Raw genomic sequence first — 20,152 nt, forward strand, 5'->3', positions numbered from 1 at the left:
GAGAGAGGGAGAACCCGGAGGTGGCTCAGATGCTGATCGGCGACCTGGCCGCGCGGACCGGCACGACGACCCGCGCCCTGCGCTACTACGAGGAGCAGGGCCTGCTGGAGTCCGGCCGCAGCACGGCCGGTTACCGCGTCTACGGGCCCGGGGCGGAGGCCCGGGTGCGCAACATCCGGGATCTGCTCGCCTCCGGGTTCACCGTGGAGAACGTCAAGTCGTTCGTACGGTTCCTGGACGCCGATCTGCCCGAGGTGTTCGCGTACTCGGACTCGTGCGCCGCGAACTACGAGGTCGGCGCCCAGCGGGTGGCCGAGCTGAACGAGCGCGTCGAGGCCCTGACCCGGATGCGGGACACCCTCGTACACCGGATGCCGTGGCTGGCCGCCCCGACGGTCTCCTGAGCCGGCGCGGCTCCGCGGTCCGCCGGGTCAGCGCAGCTCCGCCCGGAACGCCACCGGCGTCCGCCCCGCGTGCAGCTGGAAGAACTTCGAGAAGTTCGCCGCGTCCGGGAACCCCACGGCCGCGCCCACCCGCCCGATCGGCAGATCCGTGTGGGCGAGGAGCCGTTTGGCCTCCAGGACGACCCGCTTGTCGATGAAGCCCTTGGGGGTCTCCCCCGTCGCGCCGCGCACCGCGCGGACCAGGGTCCGGCGGGAGTAGCCGAGGGCGTCGGCGTAGGCGCTGACGCTGTGGTTCGTGGCGAAGTCCTTCTCCACGGCGTCCCGGAAGAGGGTGAACGTCGTGTCCGCCTGCCCCCGCGCCGCCTCCTGCGAACTCGCCGCGAGATGGGCGAGGCGGAGCAGGAACGCGGTGAGGGAGTGGCGGAGCACGGCCGTGTGCAGGCTGAGGGGCAGGGTCGCCGTGTCCTTGTACTCGCGGCGCAGCTGCGCGAGCGCCGCCCCGAGGCCGGCCAGTTGCGCCGCGTCCGGGTGGAGCAGCGGCGGCAGGTCGTAGCGGTACAGGCCCGTGGCCTCGACCGTCGCCCGCGGCAGGAAGCCGGGCTGCATGGTCAGGACCGTTCCGCGGTACCCGCTGAACTTCGAGAAGCGGTGGACCTGGCCCGGACGGATCCACAGCACGTCGCCGGCGTACGCCTCGTACTCGGCGAAGTCGATCATGTGGCGGACGGGGCCCTTGTCGAAGAGCATCACGACATGGAAGTCGATGCGGTGGACGCGGTGCAGCGGGGCGTCGGCGTGCCAGGTGCGGTGCGGGCCCATCGGGCCGACCTGCATGCCGACACCGCCGACGCTGAGCTCGATGGGGAAGGGGAAGGTTCTGATCCCGTTCACACCGCCGTCGCCGTCTCCGCCTTGGATGGGTCTGTCCGCCATGTCCTACTCGTGCCGCCTAGCTCAAGCCGTCCGTGTCCCACTTTCACCACAGGCTGACACACCCCGACCTTCCCTCGTAAAAGTCAGACTTTTACTTTTGAACGCGTCAGAGCAGCTCCCCGCTCGAACCGAGGATTTCTTGAAGATGAGCACGCAGACACCGGACAGCTTCGAATGGACCGAACTCGACCGGCGTGCCGTCGACACCGCCCGCCTGCTGGCGGCGGATGCCGTGCAGAAGGTCGGGAACGGCCACCCGGGGACGGCGATGAGCCTGGCCCCCGCCGCGTACACGATCTTTCAGAAGGTGATGCGGCACGACCCCGCGGACCCGGAGTGGACCGGCCGTGACCGGTTCGTCCTGTCCCCCGGCCACACCTCGCTCACCCTCTACACCCAGCTCTTCCTCGCCGGGTACGAGGTCGAGCTCGACGACCTGAAGGCGTTCCGCACCCAGGGCTCCAAGACGCCCGGGCACCCCGAGTACGGCCACACCGCCGGCGTCGAGACCACCACAGGGCCGCTCGGACAGGGCGTCGCCAACGCCGTCGGCATGGCCATGGCCGCCCGCTACGAGCGCGGCCTCTTCGACCCGGAGACCCCCGAGGGCGAGTCGCCCTTCGACCACACCATCTGGGCGATCGTCTCCGACGGCGACCTGGAGGAGGGCGTCTCCGCCGAGGCCTCCTCGCTCGCCGGCCACCAGAAGCTCGGCAACCTGGTCTTCCTCTACGACGACAACCACATCTCCATCGAGGGCGACACCGCGACCGCGTTCTCCGAGGACGTGCTGAAGCGCTACGAGGCCTACGGCTGGCACACCCAGCGCGTCGAGCCCGCCGACAGCGGCGACATCGACGTACCCGCCCTGTACGCGGCGCTGAAGGCGGCGCAGGCGGAGACGGAGCGGCCGTCCATCATCGCGATGCGCACGATCATCGCCTGGCCCGCCCCGAACGCGCAGAACACCGAGGCCTCCCACGGCTCCGCGCTCGGCGCCGACGAGATCGCAGCCACCAAGCGGGTCCTGGGCTTCGACCCCGAGCGGTCCTTCCAGGTCGACGCCGACGTCCTCGCCCACGCCCGTACGGCGCTCGACCGCGGCGCCGAGGCGCACGCCGCCTGGGACAAGCAGCTCGACGAGTGGCGGGGCGACCAGCCCGAGCGCGCCGAGCTCTTCGACCGCGTGGTCGCGGGGCAGCTCCCCGAGGGCTGGCAGGACGCCCTTCCGGTCTTCGAGGAGGGCAGGTCCGTCGCGACCCGCGCCGCCTCCGGCAAGGTCCTCCAGTCGCTCGGCGCGGTGCTCCCCGAGCTGTGGGGCGGCTCCGCCGACCTCGCCGGCTCCAACAACACGACGATCGACAAGACCTCCTCCTTCCTCCCGAAGGGCAACCCGCTGCCCGAGGCCGACCCGTACGGCCGTACGGTCCACTTCGGCATCCGCGAGTTCTCGATGGCCGCCGAGATGAACGGCATCGCGCTGCACGGCAACACGCGGATCTACGGCGGCACCTTCCTGGTGTTCTCCGACTACATGCGCAACGCCGTCCGCATGTCGGCGCTCATGCAGCTCCCGGTGACGTACGTGTGGACGCACGACTCCATCGGCCTCGGCGAGGACGGCCCCACGCACCAGCCCGTCGAGCACCTGGCCGCCCTGCGCGCGATCCCGGGCCTGAACATCGTGCGGCCCGCCGACGCCAACGAGACCGCCATCGCCTGGGCCGAGATCCTCAAGCGGCACACCACGAACCCGGCCCCGCACGGTCTCGCCCTCACCCGTCAGGGCGTGCCGACGTACGCGCCCAACGAGGATGCCGCCAAGGGCGGTTACGTCCTGAAGGACGCGTCCACCGGGACTCCCGACGTCGTCCTCGTCGCCACCGGTTCCGAGGTCCAGCTGGCCGTCGCCGCGCGGGAGCTGCTTGAGGCCGAGGGGGTCGGGACGCGGGTCGTGTCGATGCCGTCGGTGGAGTGGTTCGAGGAGCAGCCGCGGGAGTACCGGGACGCCGTCCTTCCGCCGTCCGTGCGAGCGCGCGTCGCGATCGAAGCCGGGATCGGTCTGACGTGGTACCGGTTCACAGGTGACGCAGGACGCATTGTCTCCCTCGAACACTTCGGCGCCTCCGCCGATGCCAAGACCCTCTTCGCCGAGTTCGGCTTCACCGCCGAGAACGTCGCCGCAGCAGCGCGGGAATCCCTCGCCGCCGCGCGCGGTTGATCCGATCGCCAGAAAGAAGATGATCACTGTGACCGAAGCAACCGCGACCGCGGGAGCACTCAAGCGCCTGTCCGACGAGGGCGTCTCCATCTGGCTGGACGACCTGTCGCGCAAGCGGATCGAGTCCGGGAACCTCGCCGAGCTCGTCGAGAACAAGAACGTCGTGGGCGTCACCACGAACCCGTCCATCTTCCAGGCCGCCATCGGCTCGGGTGAGGGCTACGAGGAGCAGCTGACCGACCTCGCCGTGCGCGGCGTGACGGTCGACGAGGCCGTACGAATGATGACGACCGCCGATGTGCGGGCCGCCGCCGATATTCTGGATTCCGTATACACGGCGTCCAACGGCCGTGACGGGCGCGTCTCGATCGAGGTCGACCCCCGCCTCGCCCACCGGACGCGGGCCACGATCGCCGAGGCCAAGCAGCTCGCCTGGCTCGTCGACCGCCCCAACGTGATGATCAAGATCCCGGCGACGAAGGCCGGTCTCCCGGCGATCACCGAGGTCATCGGCCTCGGCATCAGCGTCAACGTCACGCTGATCTTCTCCCTTGAGCGCTACCGCGAGGTCATGGACGCCTACCTGGCCGGTCTGGAGAAGGCCGCCGCGAAGGGCATCGACCTCTCCACCATCCACTCCGTCGCCTCCTTCTTCGTCTCCCGCGTCGACTCCGAGATCGACAAGCGGCTGACCGTCCTCGGCACGGACGAGGCCCTCGCCCTCAAGGGCAAGGCGGCCCTCGCCAACGCGCGGCTCGCGTACGAGGCGTACGAAGAGGTCTTCGCGGGTGAGCGCTTCACCGCTCTCGCCGGCGCCAAGGCCAACAAGCAGCGCCCGCTGTGGGCCTCGACCGGCGTCAAGGACCCGGCGTACAAGGACACGCTGTACGTCGACGACCTGGTCGCGCCCGGCACCGTCAACACCATGCCGGAGGCGACGCTGAACGCCACCGCCGACCACGGCGAGATCACCGGCGACACGGTCACCGGCGGCTACGCGCAGGCGCGCGCGGACCTGGCCGCCGTAGAGGCTCTCGGGATCTCCTACGACGAGGTCGTGCAGCAGCTGGAGGACGAGGGCGTCGCCAAGTTCGAGGTGGCGTGGAACGACCTGCTGGCCACCGTCGCCAAGTCGCTGGACAGCAAGGGGGTCGACGCGGAATGACCGAGACTCCTGCCAACGAGACGGTCGCAACCGCCGGGACAGTCGAAGCCGGCGAGGCGGCCGAAGCAGCCTCGGTGACCTCCGAGGCCTGGGCCGGGTTCGACTGGGAGAACCCCCTCCGCGACCCCCGCGACCGGCGGCTGCCCCGCATCGCCGGTCCCTCGGGGCTCGTCATCTTCGGTGTCACCGGTGACCTGTCCCGCAAGAAGCTGATGCCGGCCGTGTACGACCTGGCCAACCGCGGCATGCTGCCGCCGGGCTTCTCGCTCGTCGGGTTCGCCCGCCGGGACTGGGAGGACCAGGACTTCGCGCAGGTCGTGCACGACTCGGTGCGCGAGCACTCGCGGACGCCGTTCCGCGAGGAGGTCTGGCAGCAGCTCGCCGAGGGCATGCGGTTCATCCCGGGCGACTTCGACGACGACCAGGCGTTCAAGCAACTGCGCGCCGCCGTCGACGAGTTGGACGCCTCCCGGGGCACCAGCGGCAACTACGCCTTCTATCTCTCCGTACCGCCGAAGTTCTTCCCGAAGGTCGTCCAGCAGCTGAAGAAGCACGGCCTGGCGGACGCCCGCGAGGGCTCCTGGCGGCGCGCGGTCATCGAGAAGCCGTTCGGCAGCGACCTCGCCAGTGCGCGGGAGCTGAACGCCCTCGTGCACGACGTGTTCGACCCGGAGCAGGTCTTCCGGATCGACCACTACCTCGGCAAGGAGACCGTCCAGAACATCCTGGCGCTCCGCTTCGCCAACCAGATGTACGAGCCCATCTGGAACCGGTCGTACGTCGACCACGTACAGATCACCATGGCGGAGGACATCGGCATCGGCGGCCGTGCCGGGTACTACGACGGCATCGGCGCCGCCCGTGACGTCATCCAGAACCACCTCCTCCAGCTGATGGCGCTGACCGCCATGGAGGAGCCCATCGCCTTCGACGCCGAGTCGCTGCTCACCGAGAAGCTCAAGGTGCTGAAGTCGGTGCGGCTGCCGGAGAACATCGGCGAGCACACCGTGCTGGCGCAGTACGCCGAGGGCTGGCAGGGCGGTGCGAAGGTGGCCGGGTACCTCCAGGAGGAGGGCATCGACCCGCAGTCGAAGACCGACACCTACGCGGCCATCAAGCTGGAGGTCGACAATCGGCGCTGGGCGGGCATCCCGTTCTATCTGCGCACCGGCAAGCGGCTCGGCCGCCGGGTCACGGAGATCGCGGTCGTCTTCAAGCGCGCCCCGCACTCCCCCTTCGGCTCCACGGCCACCGAGGAGCTCGGGCAGAACGCGATCGTCATCCGCGTCCAGCCGGACGAGGGCATGACGGTGCGGTTCGGGTCGAAGGTTCCGGGCACCTCGATGGAGATCCGGGACGTGTCGATGGACTTCGCCTACGGCGAGTCGTTCACCGAGTCCTCGCCCGAGGCGTACGAGCGGCTCATCCTGGACGTCCTCCTCGGTGACGCGAACCTGTTCCCCCGTCACCAGGAAGTGGAAGAGTCCTGGAAGATCCTCGACCCGATCGAGGAGTACTGGGCACGGCACGGCAAGCCCGCGCAGTACGCGTCGGGCAGCTGGGGTCCCGAGGAAGCCGACGAGATGCTCGCACGAGACGGACGGAGCTGGCGCAGGCCATGAAGATCGACCTGACCGACACCACGGCAAGCAAGATCAACAAGGCGCTGGTGCAGGGCCGCCGCGCCATCGGCACCCCTGCCGTGGGCATGGTCCTGACGATGGTCATCGTCACGGACGAGGAGAACGCCTACGACTCGATCAAGGCGGCCGAGGAGGCCTCGCACGAGCACCCCTCGCGCACCCTGGTCGTCATCAAGCGGCACGCCCGCACCCCCCGCGACCGCCAGTCGTCCAAGCTGGACGCCGAGGTGCGGGTGGGCGCCGACGCCGGCACCGGTGAGACGGTGGTCCTGCGGACGTACGGCGAGGTGTCCGACCACGCCGACTCCGTGGTGCTGCCGCTGCTGCTGCCGGACGCGCCGGTCGTCGTGTGGTGGCCGGTGGAGGCGCCGGAGAACCCGAGCAAGGACCCGCTGGGCGCGCTGGCGCAGCGCCGGATCACCGACCTGTACGCGGTGGAGAACCCCCTTGAGGTCCTCAAGACCCGGGTGAACTCCTACGCCCCCGGTGACACCGACCTCGCCTGGACCCGGCTGACCCCGTGGCGTTCGATGCTGGCCGCCGCGCTCGACCAGGCCCGCGCGAAGATCACCTCGGCGGCCGTGGAGGCCGAGGAGGAGAACCCGGCCGCCGAGCTGCTGGCCCGCTGGCTGGAGGCGCGTCTCGGCGTCAAGGTCGACCGCGTGGTCACCGCCGGTCCGGTCGTCACGGCCGTGCGTCTGGGCACCGCGAGCGGCGAGATCGTCATCGACCGCCCCGAGGGCCCGCTGGCCACGCTGTCGCTGCCCGGCCAGCCCTCGCGCACCCTCGCGCTGAAGGTCCGCACCACCTCCGAACTCATCGCCGAGGAACTGCGGCGCCTCGACGCGGACGAGATGTACGCCGTCGCCCTGCGGGGCGAGGGCACCAAGGAGAACGGCTGATGTCCGACACCCCCACCCTCACCCGGCGGCCCGAGTGGACCGCCCTGGAGGACCATCGCGCCCAAGGGCTCACGCATCTGCGGGAGTTGTTCGCGAACGACCCCGGGCGCGCGGAGCGGTACGTCGTACGCGTCGGCGATCTGCGCATCGACTACTCCAAGCACCTGATCACGGACGAGACCCTCGCCCTGCTCCAGGAACTGGCCACCGCCACCGATGTGTTCGGCCTGCGGGACGCCATGTTCCGCGGCGAGAAGATCAACGTCACCGAGGACCGGGCGGTCCTGCACACCGCGCTGCGGGCCCCGGCCGACGCGGTGGTCGAGGTCGACGGCGAGAACGTCGTGCCGCAGGTGCACGCCGTGCTCGACAAGATGGCCGGCTTCGCGAACCGGGTCCGCTCCGGCGAGTGGACCGGCCACACGGGCCGCCGGATCAAGAACGTCGTCAACATCGGCATCGGCGGCTCGGACCTGGGCCCGGCGATGGCGTACGAGGCGCTGCGCGCCTTCACGGCACGGGAGTTGACCTTCCGGTTCGTCTCCAACGTGGACGGCTCCGACCTCCACGAGGCCGTGCACGACCTGGACCCGGCGGAGACGCTGTTCATCGTCGCGTCCAAGACGTTCACCACCATCGAGACCATCACCAACGCCACCTCGGCCCGCTCCTGGCTGCTCCAAGGTCTGGGCGGGGACGAGAAGGCGGTCGCCAGGCACTTCGTCGCACTGTCGACGAACGGCGGCAAGGTCACCGAGTTCGGCATCGACCCGGACAACATGTTCGAGTTCTGGGACTGGGTCGGCGGCCGCTACTCCTACGACTCGGCGATCGGGCTCTCCCTGATGGTCGCCATCGGCCCGGACCGCTTCCGCGAGATGCTCGACGGCTTCCGCATCGTCGACGAGCACTTCCGCAGCGCCCCCGCCGAGGCCAACGCCCCGCTGATCCTGGGCCTGTTGGGCATCTGGTACGGCAACTTCCTGGGCGCCCAGTCGCACGCGGTACTGCCGTACAGCCACTACCTGTCCAAGTTCACCGCCTACTTGCAGCAGCTGGACATGGAGTCCAACGGCAAGTCGGTGCAGCGTGACGGCCGGCCCGTGGACTGGCAGACCGGTCCGGTGGTGTGGGGCACGCCCGGCACCAACGGGCAGCACGCGTACTACCAGTTGATCCACCAGGGCACCAAGGTGATCCCGGCGGACTTCATCGGCTTCGCCAAGCCGGTGGACGAGCTCAGCGACGAACTCAAGGCACAGCACGACCTGTTGATGGCGAACCTGTTCGCTCAGGGACAGGCCCTCGCCTTCGGCAAGACGCCGGACGAGGTACGCGCGGAGGGCGTGGCCGAGGAACTGGTCAGCCACAAGACGTTCCAGGGCAACCACCCGACCACGACGATCCTGGCGAAGGAACTGACCCCGTCGGTCCTCGGCCAGCTGATCGCGCTGTACGAGCACAAGGTGTTCGTACAGGGCGCCGTCTGGCACATCGACTCCTTCGACCAGTGGGGCGTCGAGCTGGGCAAGGTGCTCGCCAAGCGGGTCGAGCCCGCCCTCACCGAAACCTTTACATCAGCCGCTGACGCGGCGGGCTCGGTCCCCGGCCTCGACGCGTCAACCGCCGCCCTCGTGGCCGCTTACCGTGAACTGAAGGAAGTGCACTGAGATGCAGCTCGGACTCATCGGCCTGGGCAAGATGGGTGGCAACATGCGCGAGCGGATCCGCCGCGCAGGGCACACCGTCATCGGCTACGACCGCAACCCCGAAGTCTCCGACGTGGCGAGCCTCGCCGAGCTCGTCGACAAGCTCGAAGGCCCGCGCGTGGTCTGGGTGATGGTGCCGGCCGGCGCCCCCACCCAGTCCGTCGTGGACGAGCTGGGCGACCTGCTCTCCCCCGGTGACACGGTCGTCGACGGCGGCAACTCCCGCTGGACGGACGACGAGAAGCACGCCGAGGAGCTCGGCGCCAAGGGCATCGGCTTCGTCGACGCCGGTGTCTCCGGCGGTGTGTGGGGCCTCCAGAACGGCTACGCGCTCATGGTCGGCGGCGACGCCGAGCACGTGGCGAAGGTGCAGCCGGTCTTCGACGCGCTGAAGCCCGAGGGCGACTTCGGGTTCGTCCACGCCGGCAAGGTCGGCGCCGGGCACTTCGCGAAGATGGTCCACAACGGCATCGAGTACGCCATGATGCAGGCCTACGCCGAGGGCTGGGAGCTCCTGGAGAAGGTCGACTCCGTCACCGACGTACGCGAGGTCTTCCGGTCCTGGCAGGAGGGCACGGTCATCCGTTCCTGGCTCCTCGACCTGGCCGTCAACGCCCTGGGCGAGGACGAACACCTGGACAAGCTGCGCGGCTACGCGGAGGACTCCGGCGAGGGCCGGTGGACCGTCGAGGCCGCCATCGACAACGCCGTACCGCTGCCCGCGATCACCGCTTCCCTCTTCGCGCGGTTCGCGTCCCGTCAGGACGACTCACCGCAGATGAAGATGATCGCGGCGCTGCGCAACCAGTTCGGCGGGCACGCCGTCGAGTCGAAGTAGGCGCACCGTGGGGGATCTCCTGCTGGTCCGCCACGGGGAGACGGAGTGGAGCGTGTCGGGACAGCACACCAGCTGGACCGACCTGCCCCTCACCTCGCACGGTGAGGAGCAGGCCAAGGCGCTCGCTCCGCTCCTGTCCGGACGGACCTTCTCGCTCGCGCTGACCAGCCCGCTGGGCCGCGCGATACGCACCGCCGAACTCGCGGGCATCACCGGGGCGTTGCCCTTTGACGATCTGCACGAGTGGGACTACGGCGGCTACGAGGGCGTCACCACCGTCGACATCCACCGGACCCGCCCCGACTGGTACCTGTGGACCGACGGCGTGCCGCCCGGCCCGGAGGGGCATCCGGGCGAGTCGCCCGCCGAGGTGGGGGCGCGGGCCGACCGGGTGCTGGCCCGGGTGGACGCGGCGCTGCCGGACGGGGACGTGGTCCTCGTGGCGCACGCCCACTTCCTGCGGGTGCTGACGGCTCGTCGGCTGGGCCTGGAGCCCGCCGACGGGCGGCTGTTCCAGCTGGCGACGGGTACGGTCAGCCGGCTGTCCACCGAACACGGCCGCCCCGTCATCGCGGAGTGGAACGCACGGCTCTGAACACCCCGGCCCGGGCTACAACACGTCGCCGAACTCGCTCAACACCCCTGGTGGGGCGAGGGAGTTGACGTAGTGGCCCGGGCCGTGGTCGTCGAAGGAGTACCTGAACGGGATGGTCCGGGTCAGCGCGAGCCGGGTGGCGAAGAAGGCGAGCGGCGCCACCACCGCGAGACCCGCGAGGCTGTCCGTCTGGGGGTAGTGCAGGCCCGGTTCGGGGACTTCCGTCCAGCCCTGGGTGCCGGTGCGCGGCAGGGGTCGTACGGACCGCCGCATCCCGTCGGTGAGACGGACCGCCAGCCCTCCCCAGTCGCGGTTCGCGGTCGCGCGCAGGACGTCGGCGGGCAGGGTGAGGGTGTCGACCGCCGAGTCGGCGGCGAAAGCGAGGGCCGTGTCGGTGAGGCCGCGGGGCCTGCGGTGGGGGCACCTCCCACGCCCTTTAGGCAGTGGGGGAGGAACTCGCGGCCGAACGGGGCGTAGGGGCCGACGGGGCGGGGCGGCAGGGCGGGGACCACGTCGCGGTCGAAGATGTAGCGGAGCAGCCGGTCGCGCAGGACGTGGGTGTCGTGCGGTCCGGGTGCCTCCTCGCAGGCGCGGGCGAGGTCCGGGCCGCCGATCATGGGCTGGCCGAAGGTGTAGACGCCCTTGAGCCGCTCGGTGATGTGCCGGTAGCGGGGCTCGTGCACCAGGATCATCGCCATGATCGCGGCCATCGCGCCGCCGAGGCTGTGCCCGGTGATGTAGAGCGCCTCCAGACCGTCGCCCTTGGTGCCGGGCTCGTCGGGGGCGACGGACTCGCCACGCACCGCGCGTTCCAGGGCCTCGACGACATGGTGGCGGGTGGCGCGGACGTTGCGGTAGAAGCCGGCGTGGACCTCGTGGCGGCGGCCTTCGAGTTCGACGGCGAGGGTCTCGGGGCGGACGTCGGCGTCGGTGAGGATGCTGATGATGTCCTCGGGCTGGGTGCCCCGGTAGCAGAGGATCGCGATCCGGCGGTCCTTGTCCTGGACGAGGTAGGCGGCGGAGGCGATGTACAGGGCGTCGACCCGCTGTTCGAAGAGCCGGATGTCGTTCTCGTCCAGACCGAGCCGCGCCATCATCACCGCGAGGGTCCCGGGGTCCCCGCGGTACTGGAAACCGGCGTACGAGTAGGCGGAGCAGACCGCCATGACGTGCGGGATCACCCCGTCGGGATCGGGCTGCTCCTTGTTCGCCACGAGCCGGTCCACCAGGTCGGGGTAGACGGGGAAACTGCTCGGATCGGTCTCCTGTTTGCAGGGGCGCAGGGCGGCGAAGCCAGGCCCCTTCACATGGCTGTCCCGCATGGACGGACCACACCACCGCGGCCGTGCGCCGTCAACCGGCGGGGCGTCGCTCCCCGGCCAAGCCGGGTGCGGCCGGATGGGGTGGGTGGGAAACGGGGGCGGCGCGCGTCGTGAGCGGGGGCTCCGGCACCCCTTGCTGACGTGCCTGATTACCGCATCCGTGCAATTGTTCGCATGGGGCGCAAGACGGCGCACATCGGCGCGAACCCTCGCTGCGCGTGCTCTTCGGCCGTCGGTAGCGTGCTGGCCCCTGTCCCGTACGCATCCGCACGAAGGAAGCGACCGATGACCGAGACCGCGCGGCACGAACAGCTCTACGAGCGGTACGAAGGCGGCAGCCCCGAGGCGGAACGGCTGGTGTTCGAGCAGCTGGCCCGCGAGCTGATGAAGGTGCAGGTCAGGAATCGCCGGGCCGGTGGCGGCGGGGGCATCGAGCGGGCCTTCCACGCCAAGGCGCCGGTGGCCGTGGAGAACGCGCGGCTGCGCTTCCACGACGACCTCCCGGCGGCGCTGCGCGTCGGGTTCGCCCAGCCGGGCGCCGAGTATCCGGCGGTGGTACGGCTGTCCAACGCGAGCGGCATCCGGCAGGGCGACGGCTCGCCGGACCTGCGGGGCGCGGCGGTACGGGTGCGGGTGTCGGAGGAGGAGAGCCACGATCTGCTCGCGACGAGCTATCCGGTCTCGCACGCCCGCGACGCCCGGGAGTTCGTGGCGTTCGCCAAGGCGATGGCGGGCGCGCGCAGCCCCCTCCAGAAGGCGTTCGGGCTGTTCGTGAAGCTGCCGCTGGCGGTGGGCCTCGGCACCGCGAACCGGATGAGGCGAAACGTTCAGGCGGCGACTCGGCACACGGTGAACTCCCTTGCCGGGGAGACCTTCTGGAGCCGGGGCGCGATCCTGTGGGGCGAGGCCGGACCCGTGCGCTATCTGCTGCGCCCCGCCCCGGGCAGCCCGCCCGCGCCGGCCCCCGACCGCCGGGACCCGGACTTCCTGCACCGCGAGTTCGCGCACCGGCTCGCGCAGGCGGACGTGAGCTACGACCTGTGCGTGCAGCGGTACGTCGACGAGCGGCGCACCCCGGTCGAGGACGCGTCGGTGGAGTGGAGGGACGGGGTCTCCCCCGCGCTGCCGGTGGCCCGGCTGACCATTCCGAGCCAGGATCTGGATACGGCGGAGGCGCGGGCGACGGTACGCAGGATCCAGGACATCGCATTCAATCCCTGGTACACGACCGACGAGTTCCGGCCGCTCGGCAACATCAACCGGGCGCGCAAGGCCGCGTACCAGGCGAGCGGCGCCCACCGCCTCGGCCTGCGCTTCGTCACCGAGGAGCCGCTCCGCAACCGGGTGCTCGGCCGGCCCCTGGAGGCGGGCTTCGCCCTGCTGAACCGGTATGTCCCCTGGCACCGGCTGCCATTGCAGCTGAGCCTGCTGAACCTGGTGTTCCTGCGCAAGGTGCTGCGCCGCCGCAACCTCCTCGACACCGAGCCGCGCGAGGCCCCGCCGCGCGCCCAGCCGGTGCCGGCGCCGATCCCGGAGCGGCTGCGCGGCGAGCGGTCGTACGACGGGACGCACAACGATCTGTCGGCCCCCGCGATGGGCGCGGTCGGCTCGGCCTTCGGCCGCAATCTGACGCCGGTCTACCGGCCCGACCTCTTCGACACCCCGAACCCGGTCACCGTCAGCCGCCAACTCCTGTACCGCGAGAGCTTCGTGCCCGCGACCTCGCTGAACGTGCTGGCGGCGGCCTGGATCCAGTTCCAGGTGCACGACTGGGTCAACCACCGCCGGTACAAGCCCGGTGAGCGCAGTGTCGAGGTGCCGTTGCCGCCCGGCAGCGGACCCTGGCACAACACGCCGGGCGGTCCCGCCGAGAGCGTGATGCGGTTCGCGGAGAACGAGGGCATCGAGCAGCCCGGCGACCGCCCGCCGATCCTCTTCGGCAACACCGCCTCGCACTGGTGGGACGGCTCGGAGGTGTACGGCGCCGACGAACAGACCGCCCGCTTCCTGCGCGAGCCGGACGGCCGTGCCGAACTCCGCCTGGAGGACGGGCACTTGCCGACCGGGACCAACGGCGGCATCCCGCTGACGGGGTTCAACGACAGCTGGTGGATGGGCCTGAGCGCCATGCACACGCTGTTCGCGCGGGAGCACAACGCCGTGTGCGGGGCGCTGCGTTCGGAGTATCCGTCGATGAGCGAGGAGCGCATCCACCACACGGCCCGTCTGGTCGTGTCGGCTCTCATCGCGAAGATCCACACCGTGGAGTGGACCCCGGCGATCCTCGCCACCGAGGCCATCGACATCGCCCTCAAGACCAACTGGCAGGGCCCGCCGAAGAACTGGCTGAACCAGCTGGGCCTGTGGCTGTTCGAGGCGCACTCCCTGACCGGCATCCCGAAGACCCTGCCCGACCATCACGCGGCCCCGTACTCGCTGACCGAGGACTTCGTCACCGTCTACCGGATGCACCCCCTGATCCCGGACGACTTCGAGCTGCGCGAGCACCACTTCGGACAACGCCTGGAGAAGGTCGGCTTCCTCGACATCCAGGGCGGCGCGGCGGAGAGCCGGATCCGCAAGACGGGCCTGGCGAACTCGCTGTACTCCTTCGGCATCGCGCACCCGGGCGCGATCACCCTCCACAACTTCCCTCGCTCGCTCCAGGCGTTCGAGCGGGACGGCGAGATCATCGATCTGTCGGTCGTGGACCTGGTCCGCACCCGGCGGCGGGGCGTCCCGCGCTACAACGACTTCCGTGAGGGACTGCACAAGCAGCGCATCCGCTCCTTCGAGGAACTCACCGAGAACGCCGAGACGTTGGCGCGGCTCAAGGAGGTCTACCGCTCGGTCGACGAGATCGACACCGTGGTGGGCCTGTTCGGGGAGAACCCGCCGACGGGCTTCGGCTTCAGCGACACCGCGTTCCGCGTCTTCATCCTGATGGCGAGCAGGCGGCTCCAGTCCGACCGCTTCCTCAACGTCGACTACCGGCCCGAGGTGTACACACCGCTCGGCATCGACTGGGTGGAGAAGGGCGGCATGAACTCCGTCGTCCTGCGGCACTGCCCGGAGCTTGCGGCCCTGCTGCCGCGCGGGGCCGGCGCGTTCGCACCGTGGCGGACGGTACGCCCGACGGGCGACGGCGGCGCGCGTGAGGGCGGCTGACGGACATCCGGGGCTGACCGGATCGACGGCACCGGCACGTACTACCTGCGGGCGAAGGTACGGGTCCTCGACCGCCGCCTCGATGTCCCGGAACACAAACGGGACGTCCCTGCATGCGGAGTTGTGGGACTAGAGTCCCGGTGCGTGGAGATCGACGAGCTGACCCCGGTCGAGCGGCAGGTGCGGGAGGCGTTCCCGACCGGGGCCGCCGTGGACCTGAGCGACGGCCCCGAACAGGCGCTGCGGGCCTCGGTGTTGCGGGCCCTCATGCTCAACGGGCCCCGCCGGGACGGGGAGATCCCCGGGCTGAAGGTGTCCGGGGCCCGGATCACCGGGGTGCTCGATGTGCAGTACGGGACGGTCGAGACGTATGTACGGCTGAGTCAGTGCCGTTTCGACGAGGTGCCCCGCCTCTACGGCAGCCGGTTCCGGCAGCTCAACCTGACCGGCTCGGTACTGCCGGGCCTGGCCGCCGCGACCCTGTGCGTGGAGGGCGTGCTGCGGCTGACGGACTGCCGGTTCCGGGGCCCGGTGAGCCTCGCGGGGTCCCAGATCTCCGGGGCGCTGTTCATCGACCGGGCCGAGTTCCACGCCCCGGACGGCGGCGAGGAGCCCGCGCTGCGGCTCAACCACTCCTCCATCGGGGAGGACCTGGTGGCGTCCTGGACGCGGGTCCGGGGCCGGATGGTCATCAACGACGCCACCGTCGCCGCGTCGGTCAACCTCCACGACGCCACGCTGGAGAACCCCGGCGGCACCGCCCTCGACGCCGAGACCCTCTCCGTGGCCTCCGACCTGCACGCCAGGCGCCTCACCGCTCTCGGCCGGCTGGACCTGCGCGGCGCCCGCGTCACCGGCCGGCTCGATCTCGCCCACTCCCGGCTGTCGCACCCCGGCCACACCGTGCTCCAGGCGAGCAGCTCGGTGATCGGGGAGTTGTGGCTCAACGAAGCCGAGCCCCTCTCCGGTTCGGTGAACTTCCGGCAGACCCAGACCGACCTCCTGCGCGTGGCCCCGGAGACCCTGCCCGGCGAGGTACGGCTCAACGGCCTCAGCTACACCATGCTGTCCCCGCACGTCCCCGCCGAGCGCTGGCTGCCGGTGCTGGAGCGGGACGTCGACGGCTATGTCCCGCACGCCTACGAGCAGTTGACCGGGCTGTACCAGCGCATCGGTGACGACCACGCCGCCCGCCAGGTCCAACTCGCCAAGCAGCGCAGGCTCAGACGCACCCGCGCCTGGTACGGCCGCCTCTGGGGCTACCTCCAGGACGTCACCGTCGGCTACGGCTTCCGCCCGTTGCGCGCCTGCGCGTGGCTGGTCTCCCTGCTCGCGCTCGGCTCGGTCGCGTACGCCGTGCACGAGCCGCCGCCGCTGAAGGCGGGCGAACACCCGGACTTCAACCCGGTGTTCTTCACGCTGGACCTGCTGCTGCCGGTGATCTCGTTCGGGCAGGAGGGCGCGTTCGCCCCGAAGGGCGGGTATCAGGCGCTCTCCTATGCCCTGGTCATCACCGGGTGGATCCTCGCCACGACCGTGGTGACCGGTGTGACCCGGGCCGTCAGCCGCCAGTGACCCCGTGCTGCGCGGCCAGCCGCACGGGCGCGTTCGGGGCGCCGTAGCCTCGGTAGCCGTCGCGCTGGACCAGTTCGAAGAAGACCCGGCCCACCGTGCGGGTGTAGCAGTGGCGGAAGGTGCCGTACGCGTCGCGGTCGTAGAGGATGCCGAGTTCGCGGTAGGTCTCCAACTCGCCGTCGGCGAACTCGAATCGGGCCGCGAGGTCGTCGTAGTAGTTGGCGGGGATCGGCAGCAGGCGGCCGCCCGCGTCCCGGAAGCGGCGGGCCGCGCTGACCACGTCGTCCGTGGCGAACGCGAGGTGCTGGGCGTGCACGGTGTCGTCCGTGGGCGCCGCGCCGACGCTCAGCGCGATACGGACGCTGCCGTCGGTGTTGGTCACCGCGCGGCTGCGCATGAGCCCGTACGGGTCGGCGACGTCCACGCTCTCCTGGGCGTGCAGTCCGAGGACGCTGCGATGGAAGAGCGTCGCCTCGTCGAACTGGTGCCAGGGCTGGACGAGGGCCAGATGGTCGATGCGGCGGACCCGATGATCGGTGCTCCCCTCCCCACCCGTCCCCGGCTCATGCGGCACGTCCCCGAAGTCGCCCCGCCAGTTGGGCAGTTCGGGGCGGTCCGTCGCGCAGAAGAAGAGTTCCGTGCCGTCGGGCGCCGCCACGGCGTCCAGCGGGGCGTCCTCGACGGCGCGGCGGCGCGGGAGGACCGGTGCCAGCAGGGCCTCCGCGCGGCGGGCCGCGCCGGCGGGGTCGGGAGACTCCAGACCGATCGCGGCGAGCCCCGTGCCGTCCCGGCGTCCGGCCGGCCCTGTGTTGACCAGCAGCCGTGCCTCGCCCTGCTGCCACAGGTCCACCGGCTTGCTGCGATGCCGTGCCGTACGGGCGAAGCCCAGCGCGCCGAGTACCGCGGAGACCGGCTCGGCGTCGGGCGTGACCAGCTCGGCGAAGGCGACACCGGTGGGGACGACGGGCGCGGGCGGGGCGGTCACGCCGACCGCCTCCTGGAGGACCAGGAGTGAGCGGTGGGCGTCCACGGCGGTGGGGACTGCGTCGGCCTGCCGGTAGACGTCGTTGAAGACTTCCAGGGAGAGCGGACCGTCGTAGCTTGTATGCAATACACGGCGTACAAGATCCGGTACATCGAATCCGCCCTGTCCCGGGAAGCAGCGGTAGTGGCGGCTCCACTGGAGGACGTCCATCGCGAGCAGCGGGGCGTCGGCGAGCTGGAGGAAGAAGATCTTCTCGCCGGGGATGTCCTCTATACCCTTCGGATCCGAGCCCCGGGACAGGATGTGGAAGCTGTCCAGGCAGGTGCCCAGCGCCGGATGGTCGGCGGCCTTCACGATCTGCCAGGCGTGGTCGTACGTGCTCACGTGCCGGCCCCAGGCCAGCGCCTCGTAGGCGACCTTGATGCCGAACTCCTGGGCCAGATCGGCCAGTCGGCCCAGCTGCTCGGCGGCGAGGGCGTCGTCGTCCACGGCGAGGGGGTGGACGCTGGAGCAGACGAGGACGGTGTCGGTGCCGAGGCGGCCCATCAGCTCGAACTTGTGGCGGGCGCGGCGCAGATTGGCCGCGAACAGCTCCTCGGGGACCGCCTCCATGTCCCGCATCGGCTGGTAGAGGTCGATGGTGAGGCCGAGGTCGGCGCAGCGGGTGCGGATCTCCTCGGGGGTGCGGGGGCTGGCGAGGAGGTCGTTCTCGAAGATCTCCACCCCGTCGAAGCCGGCCCGGGAGGCGGCCGTGAGTTTCTCGGTGAGGGATCCGCTGAGGGAGACGGTGGCGATGGACGTACGCACGTCGGTACCTCTTCCTACTTCGGGGTTCCCACGGCACCGGCGAGCTCGGCGATGTCGGCGAGCATCCGCGCGCTGTCGGGTTCCCGGCCGGTGAAGAGACGGAACGCGTCCACGGCCTGGAAGACCGCCATGCCGCCGCCGTCCAGGGTGGCGCAGCCGATCTCGCGGGCGGTGCGCAGGAGTTCCGTCTCCAGCGGGCGGTAGACGACCTCGGCGACCCACAGACCGGGGTGCAGGAGCTCGGCGGCGAAGGGGAGGCCGGGGTGGGCGGCCATGCCGGTGGGGGTGGCGTGGACGATTCCGTCGGCGCTCGCGAGCAGCTCCGGGAGGCGGTCCGGTCCCGCGTGGGCGGCGCGTCCCGCGCCGAAGTGGCGGTTCAGGGACGCGGCCAGCTCCGCGGCCCGGTCGGCCAGCGCGTCCACAACGGTGACCCGCTCGGCGCCCAGGGTGAGCGTGGCGTGTGCGACGGCCGCGCCCGCGCCGCCCGCGCCCAGCTGGACGACCTTCTCCAGCGGTACGTCGGGCAGGCCGCGGGCGAAGGAGGCGGCGAAGCCGGTCACGTCGGTGTTGTGGCCGATCGCCCGGCCGTCCTCGAAGACGACGGTGTTGACCGCGCCGAGCGCCTCGGCCTGCGGGGAGAGCGCGTCGAGGTGCTCGATGACGAGCTGCTTGCACGGGTGCGTGATGTTGAGCCCGTCGAAACCCGTGTCCCGGGCGGACCGCAGCAGCTCGCCGACCGCCTCGGGAGCGACACCGAGCACGTCGATGTCGATGAGCCGGTACAGATAGCGCAGACCCTGGCGGTCGGCCTCCCGCTCGTGCAGGGCCGGGCTGAGCGAGGGGCCGATGCCCGCACCGATCAGTCCGACGAGATACGAGTCCTTGGCCACGGCGGACCTCCTGAGCGGCTCACTAATGTACGAACTAGTGAGTTAGTCATAGCATCCGTCGCGCTCGCTTGGGAAGCCCTCACCCGTCCCGCGGGATGACCGGGCTTCTAGAATCGCGGCACTGGCCGCACACCCGAAGGAACCCGATGACCAGCGTCGAAGAACCGGCACGACCAGGCGGGCGCACGCGGGACGCCGCGCGCACCAAGGCCGAGATCCTGGACGTGGCGACCCACGAGTTCGCCCGGGTCGGCTTCGCCGGGGCCCGGGTCGACGACATCGCGGCCCTCACCAGCACCACGAAGCGGATGATCTACTACTACTTCGGCGGCAAGGAGCAGCTGTTCACGGCCGTCCTGGAGCGGGCGTACGGGGTGATCCGCGAGGCCGAGCAGAAGCTGGACGTCGAGCACCTGGACCCGGTCGCCGCCATCCGCAGGCTCGCCGAGGTCACCTTCGACCACCATGAGCAGCACCCGGACTTCATCCGCCTGGTCAGCATCGAGAACATCCACGAGGCCGAGCACATCGCCGCCTCCGAGGAACTCGGGAAGATGGGCTCGCCGGCCCTGGAGGTCATTCGCCGGATCCTGGCGTCGGGCCGGGAGTCCGGGCTGTTCACGGCCGACGTGGACGCCGTCGACCTGCACGCGATGATCAGCTCCTTCTGCTTCTTCCGGGTCGCCAACCGGCACACCTTCGGGGCTCTGTTCGGCCGCGACCTGATCGACCCGGCGCAGCGCGAGCACTACCGGAACATGCTGGGCGACATGGTGATCGCCTACCTGACCGCGGAGCGCATCGCGGACTAGAAGATCCTTCGACCCGACCTCTTGACACGTGGGAAACGCGGGCGCAACATCCCTACCCAAGCGCTACTAACTACCTAGTGGGTTAATTAACCGCAGACCCTCGAGGAGCCAGCGCGGCCGACCCAGCACACCCCCACGAGGTCAGGCACTTCTTCCCGCCGCTCACTCCGCTTACGTTGGAGT

The 20,152-nt window shown here is 70.5% G+C and carries 16 protein-coding genes; 11 read left to right on the forward strand and 5 right to left on the reverse strand.

The window, feature by feature from the left end; translation table 11 throughout:
* Positions 1-29: 29 nt before the first annotated feature.
* A complete protein-coding gene (locus ABZ928_RS08185; protein ID WP_361516166.1) occupies positions 30-404 on the forward strand; it encodes a MerR family transcriptional regulator in 375 nt (124 codons plus the stop codon).
* Positions 405-431: 27 nt separating this feature from the next.
* Here the strand turns inward: ABZ928_RS08185 and ABZ928_RS08190 are convergent, their stop codons facing one another.
* A complete protein-coding gene (locus ABZ928_RS08190) occupies positions 432-1,337 on the reverse strand; it encodes an AraC family transcriptional regulator (RefSeq protein WP_361515962.1) in 906 nt (301 codons plus the stop codon).
* A gap of 145 nt (positions 1,338-1,482) precedes the next feature.
* On the opposite strand from ABZ928_RS08190, the gene tkt reads away from it, so the two are divergent.
* Genes tkt through ABZ928_RS08225 form a run of 7 tightly spaced genes read left to right on the forward strand, consistent with a single transcriptional unit; the run spans position 1,483 to position 10,410 of the window.
* On the forward strand, positions 1,483-3,558 hold the full coding sequence (gene tkt, locus ABZ928_RS08195) for a transketolase (RefSeq protein ID WP_361515964.1): 2,076 nt from the start codon (positions 1,483-1,485) through the stop codon (positions 3,556-3,558).
* Between the two features lie 19 nt (positions 3,559-3,577).
* Entirely contained in the window at positions 3,578-4,723 is a 1,146-nt protein-coding gene (tal, locus tag ABZ928_RS08200; protein WP_361515966.1) for a transaldolase, read from the forward strand.
* Positions 4,720-6,345, forward strand: a complete 1,626-nt coding sequence (gene zwf, locus ABZ928_RS08205; RefSeq protein WP_361515967.1) for a glucose-6-phosphate dehydrogenase — start codon at positions 4,720-4,722, stop codon at positions 6,343-6,345. The genes tal and zwf overlap by 4 nt, the downstream gene beginning before the upstream one ends.
* Positions 6,342-7,268 carry a glucose-6-phosphate dehydrogenase assembly protein OpcA gene (gene opcA, locus ABZ928_RS08210; protein WP_361515969.1) on the forward strand — a complete coding sequence of 309 codons (927 nt, stop codon included), beginning with the start codon at positions 6,342-6,344 and terminating at the stop codon, positions 7,266-7,268. The genes zwf and opcA overlap by 4 nt, the downstream gene beginning before the upstream one ends.
* Positions 7,268-8,938, forward strand: coding sequence for a glucose-6-phosphate isomerase (gene pgi, locus ABZ928_RS08215; protein ID WP_361515971.1), 1,671 nt, complete (start codon positions 7,268-7,270; stop codon positions 8,936-8,938). The genes opcA and pgi overlap by 1 nt, the downstream gene beginning before the upstream one ends.
* A gap of 1 nt (position 8,939) precedes the next feature.
* The gene (gnd, locus tag ABZ928_RS08220; RefSeq protein ID WP_361515973.1) at positions 8,940-9,815 is read left to right on the forward strand and encodes a phosphogluconate dehydrogenase (NAD(+)-dependent, decarboxylating); all 876 of its coding nucleotides are present in this window, start codon (positions 8,940-8,942) and stop codon (positions 9,813-9,815) included.
* A 7-nt stretch (positions 9,816-9,822) separates the two neighbouring features.
* Positions 9,823-10,410, forward strand: coding sequence for a histidine phosphatase family protein (locus ABZ928_RS08225; protein WP_361515974.1), 588 nt, complete (start codon positions 9,823-9,825; stop codon positions 10,408-10,410).
* A gap of 15 nt (positions 10,411-10,425) precedes the next feature.
* On the opposite strand, the gene ABZ928_RS08230 is transcribed toward ABZ928_RS08225, so the two are convergent.
* Positions 10,426-10,572: a hypothetical protein gene (locus tag ABZ928_RS08230; protein ID WP_361515976.1), complete on the reverse strand. Its 147-nt coding sequence runs from the start codon at positions 10,570-10,572 to the stop codon at positions 10,426-10,428.
* Complete coding sequence (locus tag ABZ928_RS08235) at positions 10,533-11,732, reverse strand: hypothetical protein (protein WP_361515977.1); 1,200 nt, start codon at positions 11,730-11,732, stop codon at positions 10,533-10,535. The genes ABZ928_RS08230 and ABZ928_RS08235 overlap by 40 nt, the downstream gene beginning before the upstream one ends.
* 285 nt (positions 11,733-12,017) lie before the next feature.
* Here ABZ928_RS08235 and ABZ928_RS08240 point away from each other — a divergent pair, with 285 nt between their 5' ends.
* Together ABZ928_RS08240 and ABZ928_RS08245 are read left to right on the forward strand one after the other, a co-directional pair.
* Entirely contained in the window at positions 12,018-14,900 is a 2,883-nt protein-coding gene (locus ABZ928_RS08240) for a peroxidase family protein (RefSeq protein WP_361515979.1), read from the forward strand.
* A 144-nt stretch (positions 14,901-15,044) separates the two neighbouring features.
* Positions 15,045-16,475 (forward strand): membrane-associated oxidoreductase, encoded by a 1,431-nt coding sequence (locus ABZ928_RS08245; protein ID WP_361515981.1) that lies wholly within the window; start codon positions 15,045-15,047, stop codon positions 16,473-16,475.
* On the opposite strand, the gene ABZ928_RS08250 is transcribed toward ABZ928_RS08245, so the two are convergent.
* The gene (locus ABZ928_RS08250; protein ID WP_361515983.1) at positions 16,462-18,267 is read right to left on the reverse strand and encodes a TIM barrel protein; all 1,806 of its coding nucleotides are present in this window, start codon (positions 18,265-18,267) and stop codon (positions 16,462-16,464) included. The genes ABZ928_RS08245 and ABZ928_RS08250 overlap by 14 nt on opposite strands.
* A 14-nt stretch (positions 18,268-18,281) precedes the next feature.
* Positions 18,282-19,157, reverse strand: a complete 876-nt coding sequence (locus ABZ928_RS08255; RefSeq protein WP_361515985.1) for a shikimate dehydrogenase — start codon at positions 19,155-19,157, stop codon at positions 18,282-18,284.
* A gap of 146 nt (positions 19,158-19,303) precedes the next feature.
* Here ABZ928_RS08255 and ABZ928_RS08260 point away from each other — a divergent pair, with 146 nt between their 5' ends.
* Positions 19,304-19,969, forward strand: a complete 666-nt coding sequence (locus ABZ928_RS08260; protein ID WP_361515987.1) for a TetR family transcriptional regulator — start codon at positions 19,304-19,306, stop codon at positions 19,967-19,969.
* The last annotated feature ends 183 nt before the right edge of the window (positions 19,970-20,152 follow it).

The organism is Streptomyces sp. NPDC046909, assembly GCF_040644695.1.
Lineage (GTDB): Bacteria > Actinomycetota > Actinomycetes > Streptomycetales > Streptomycetaceae > Streptomyces.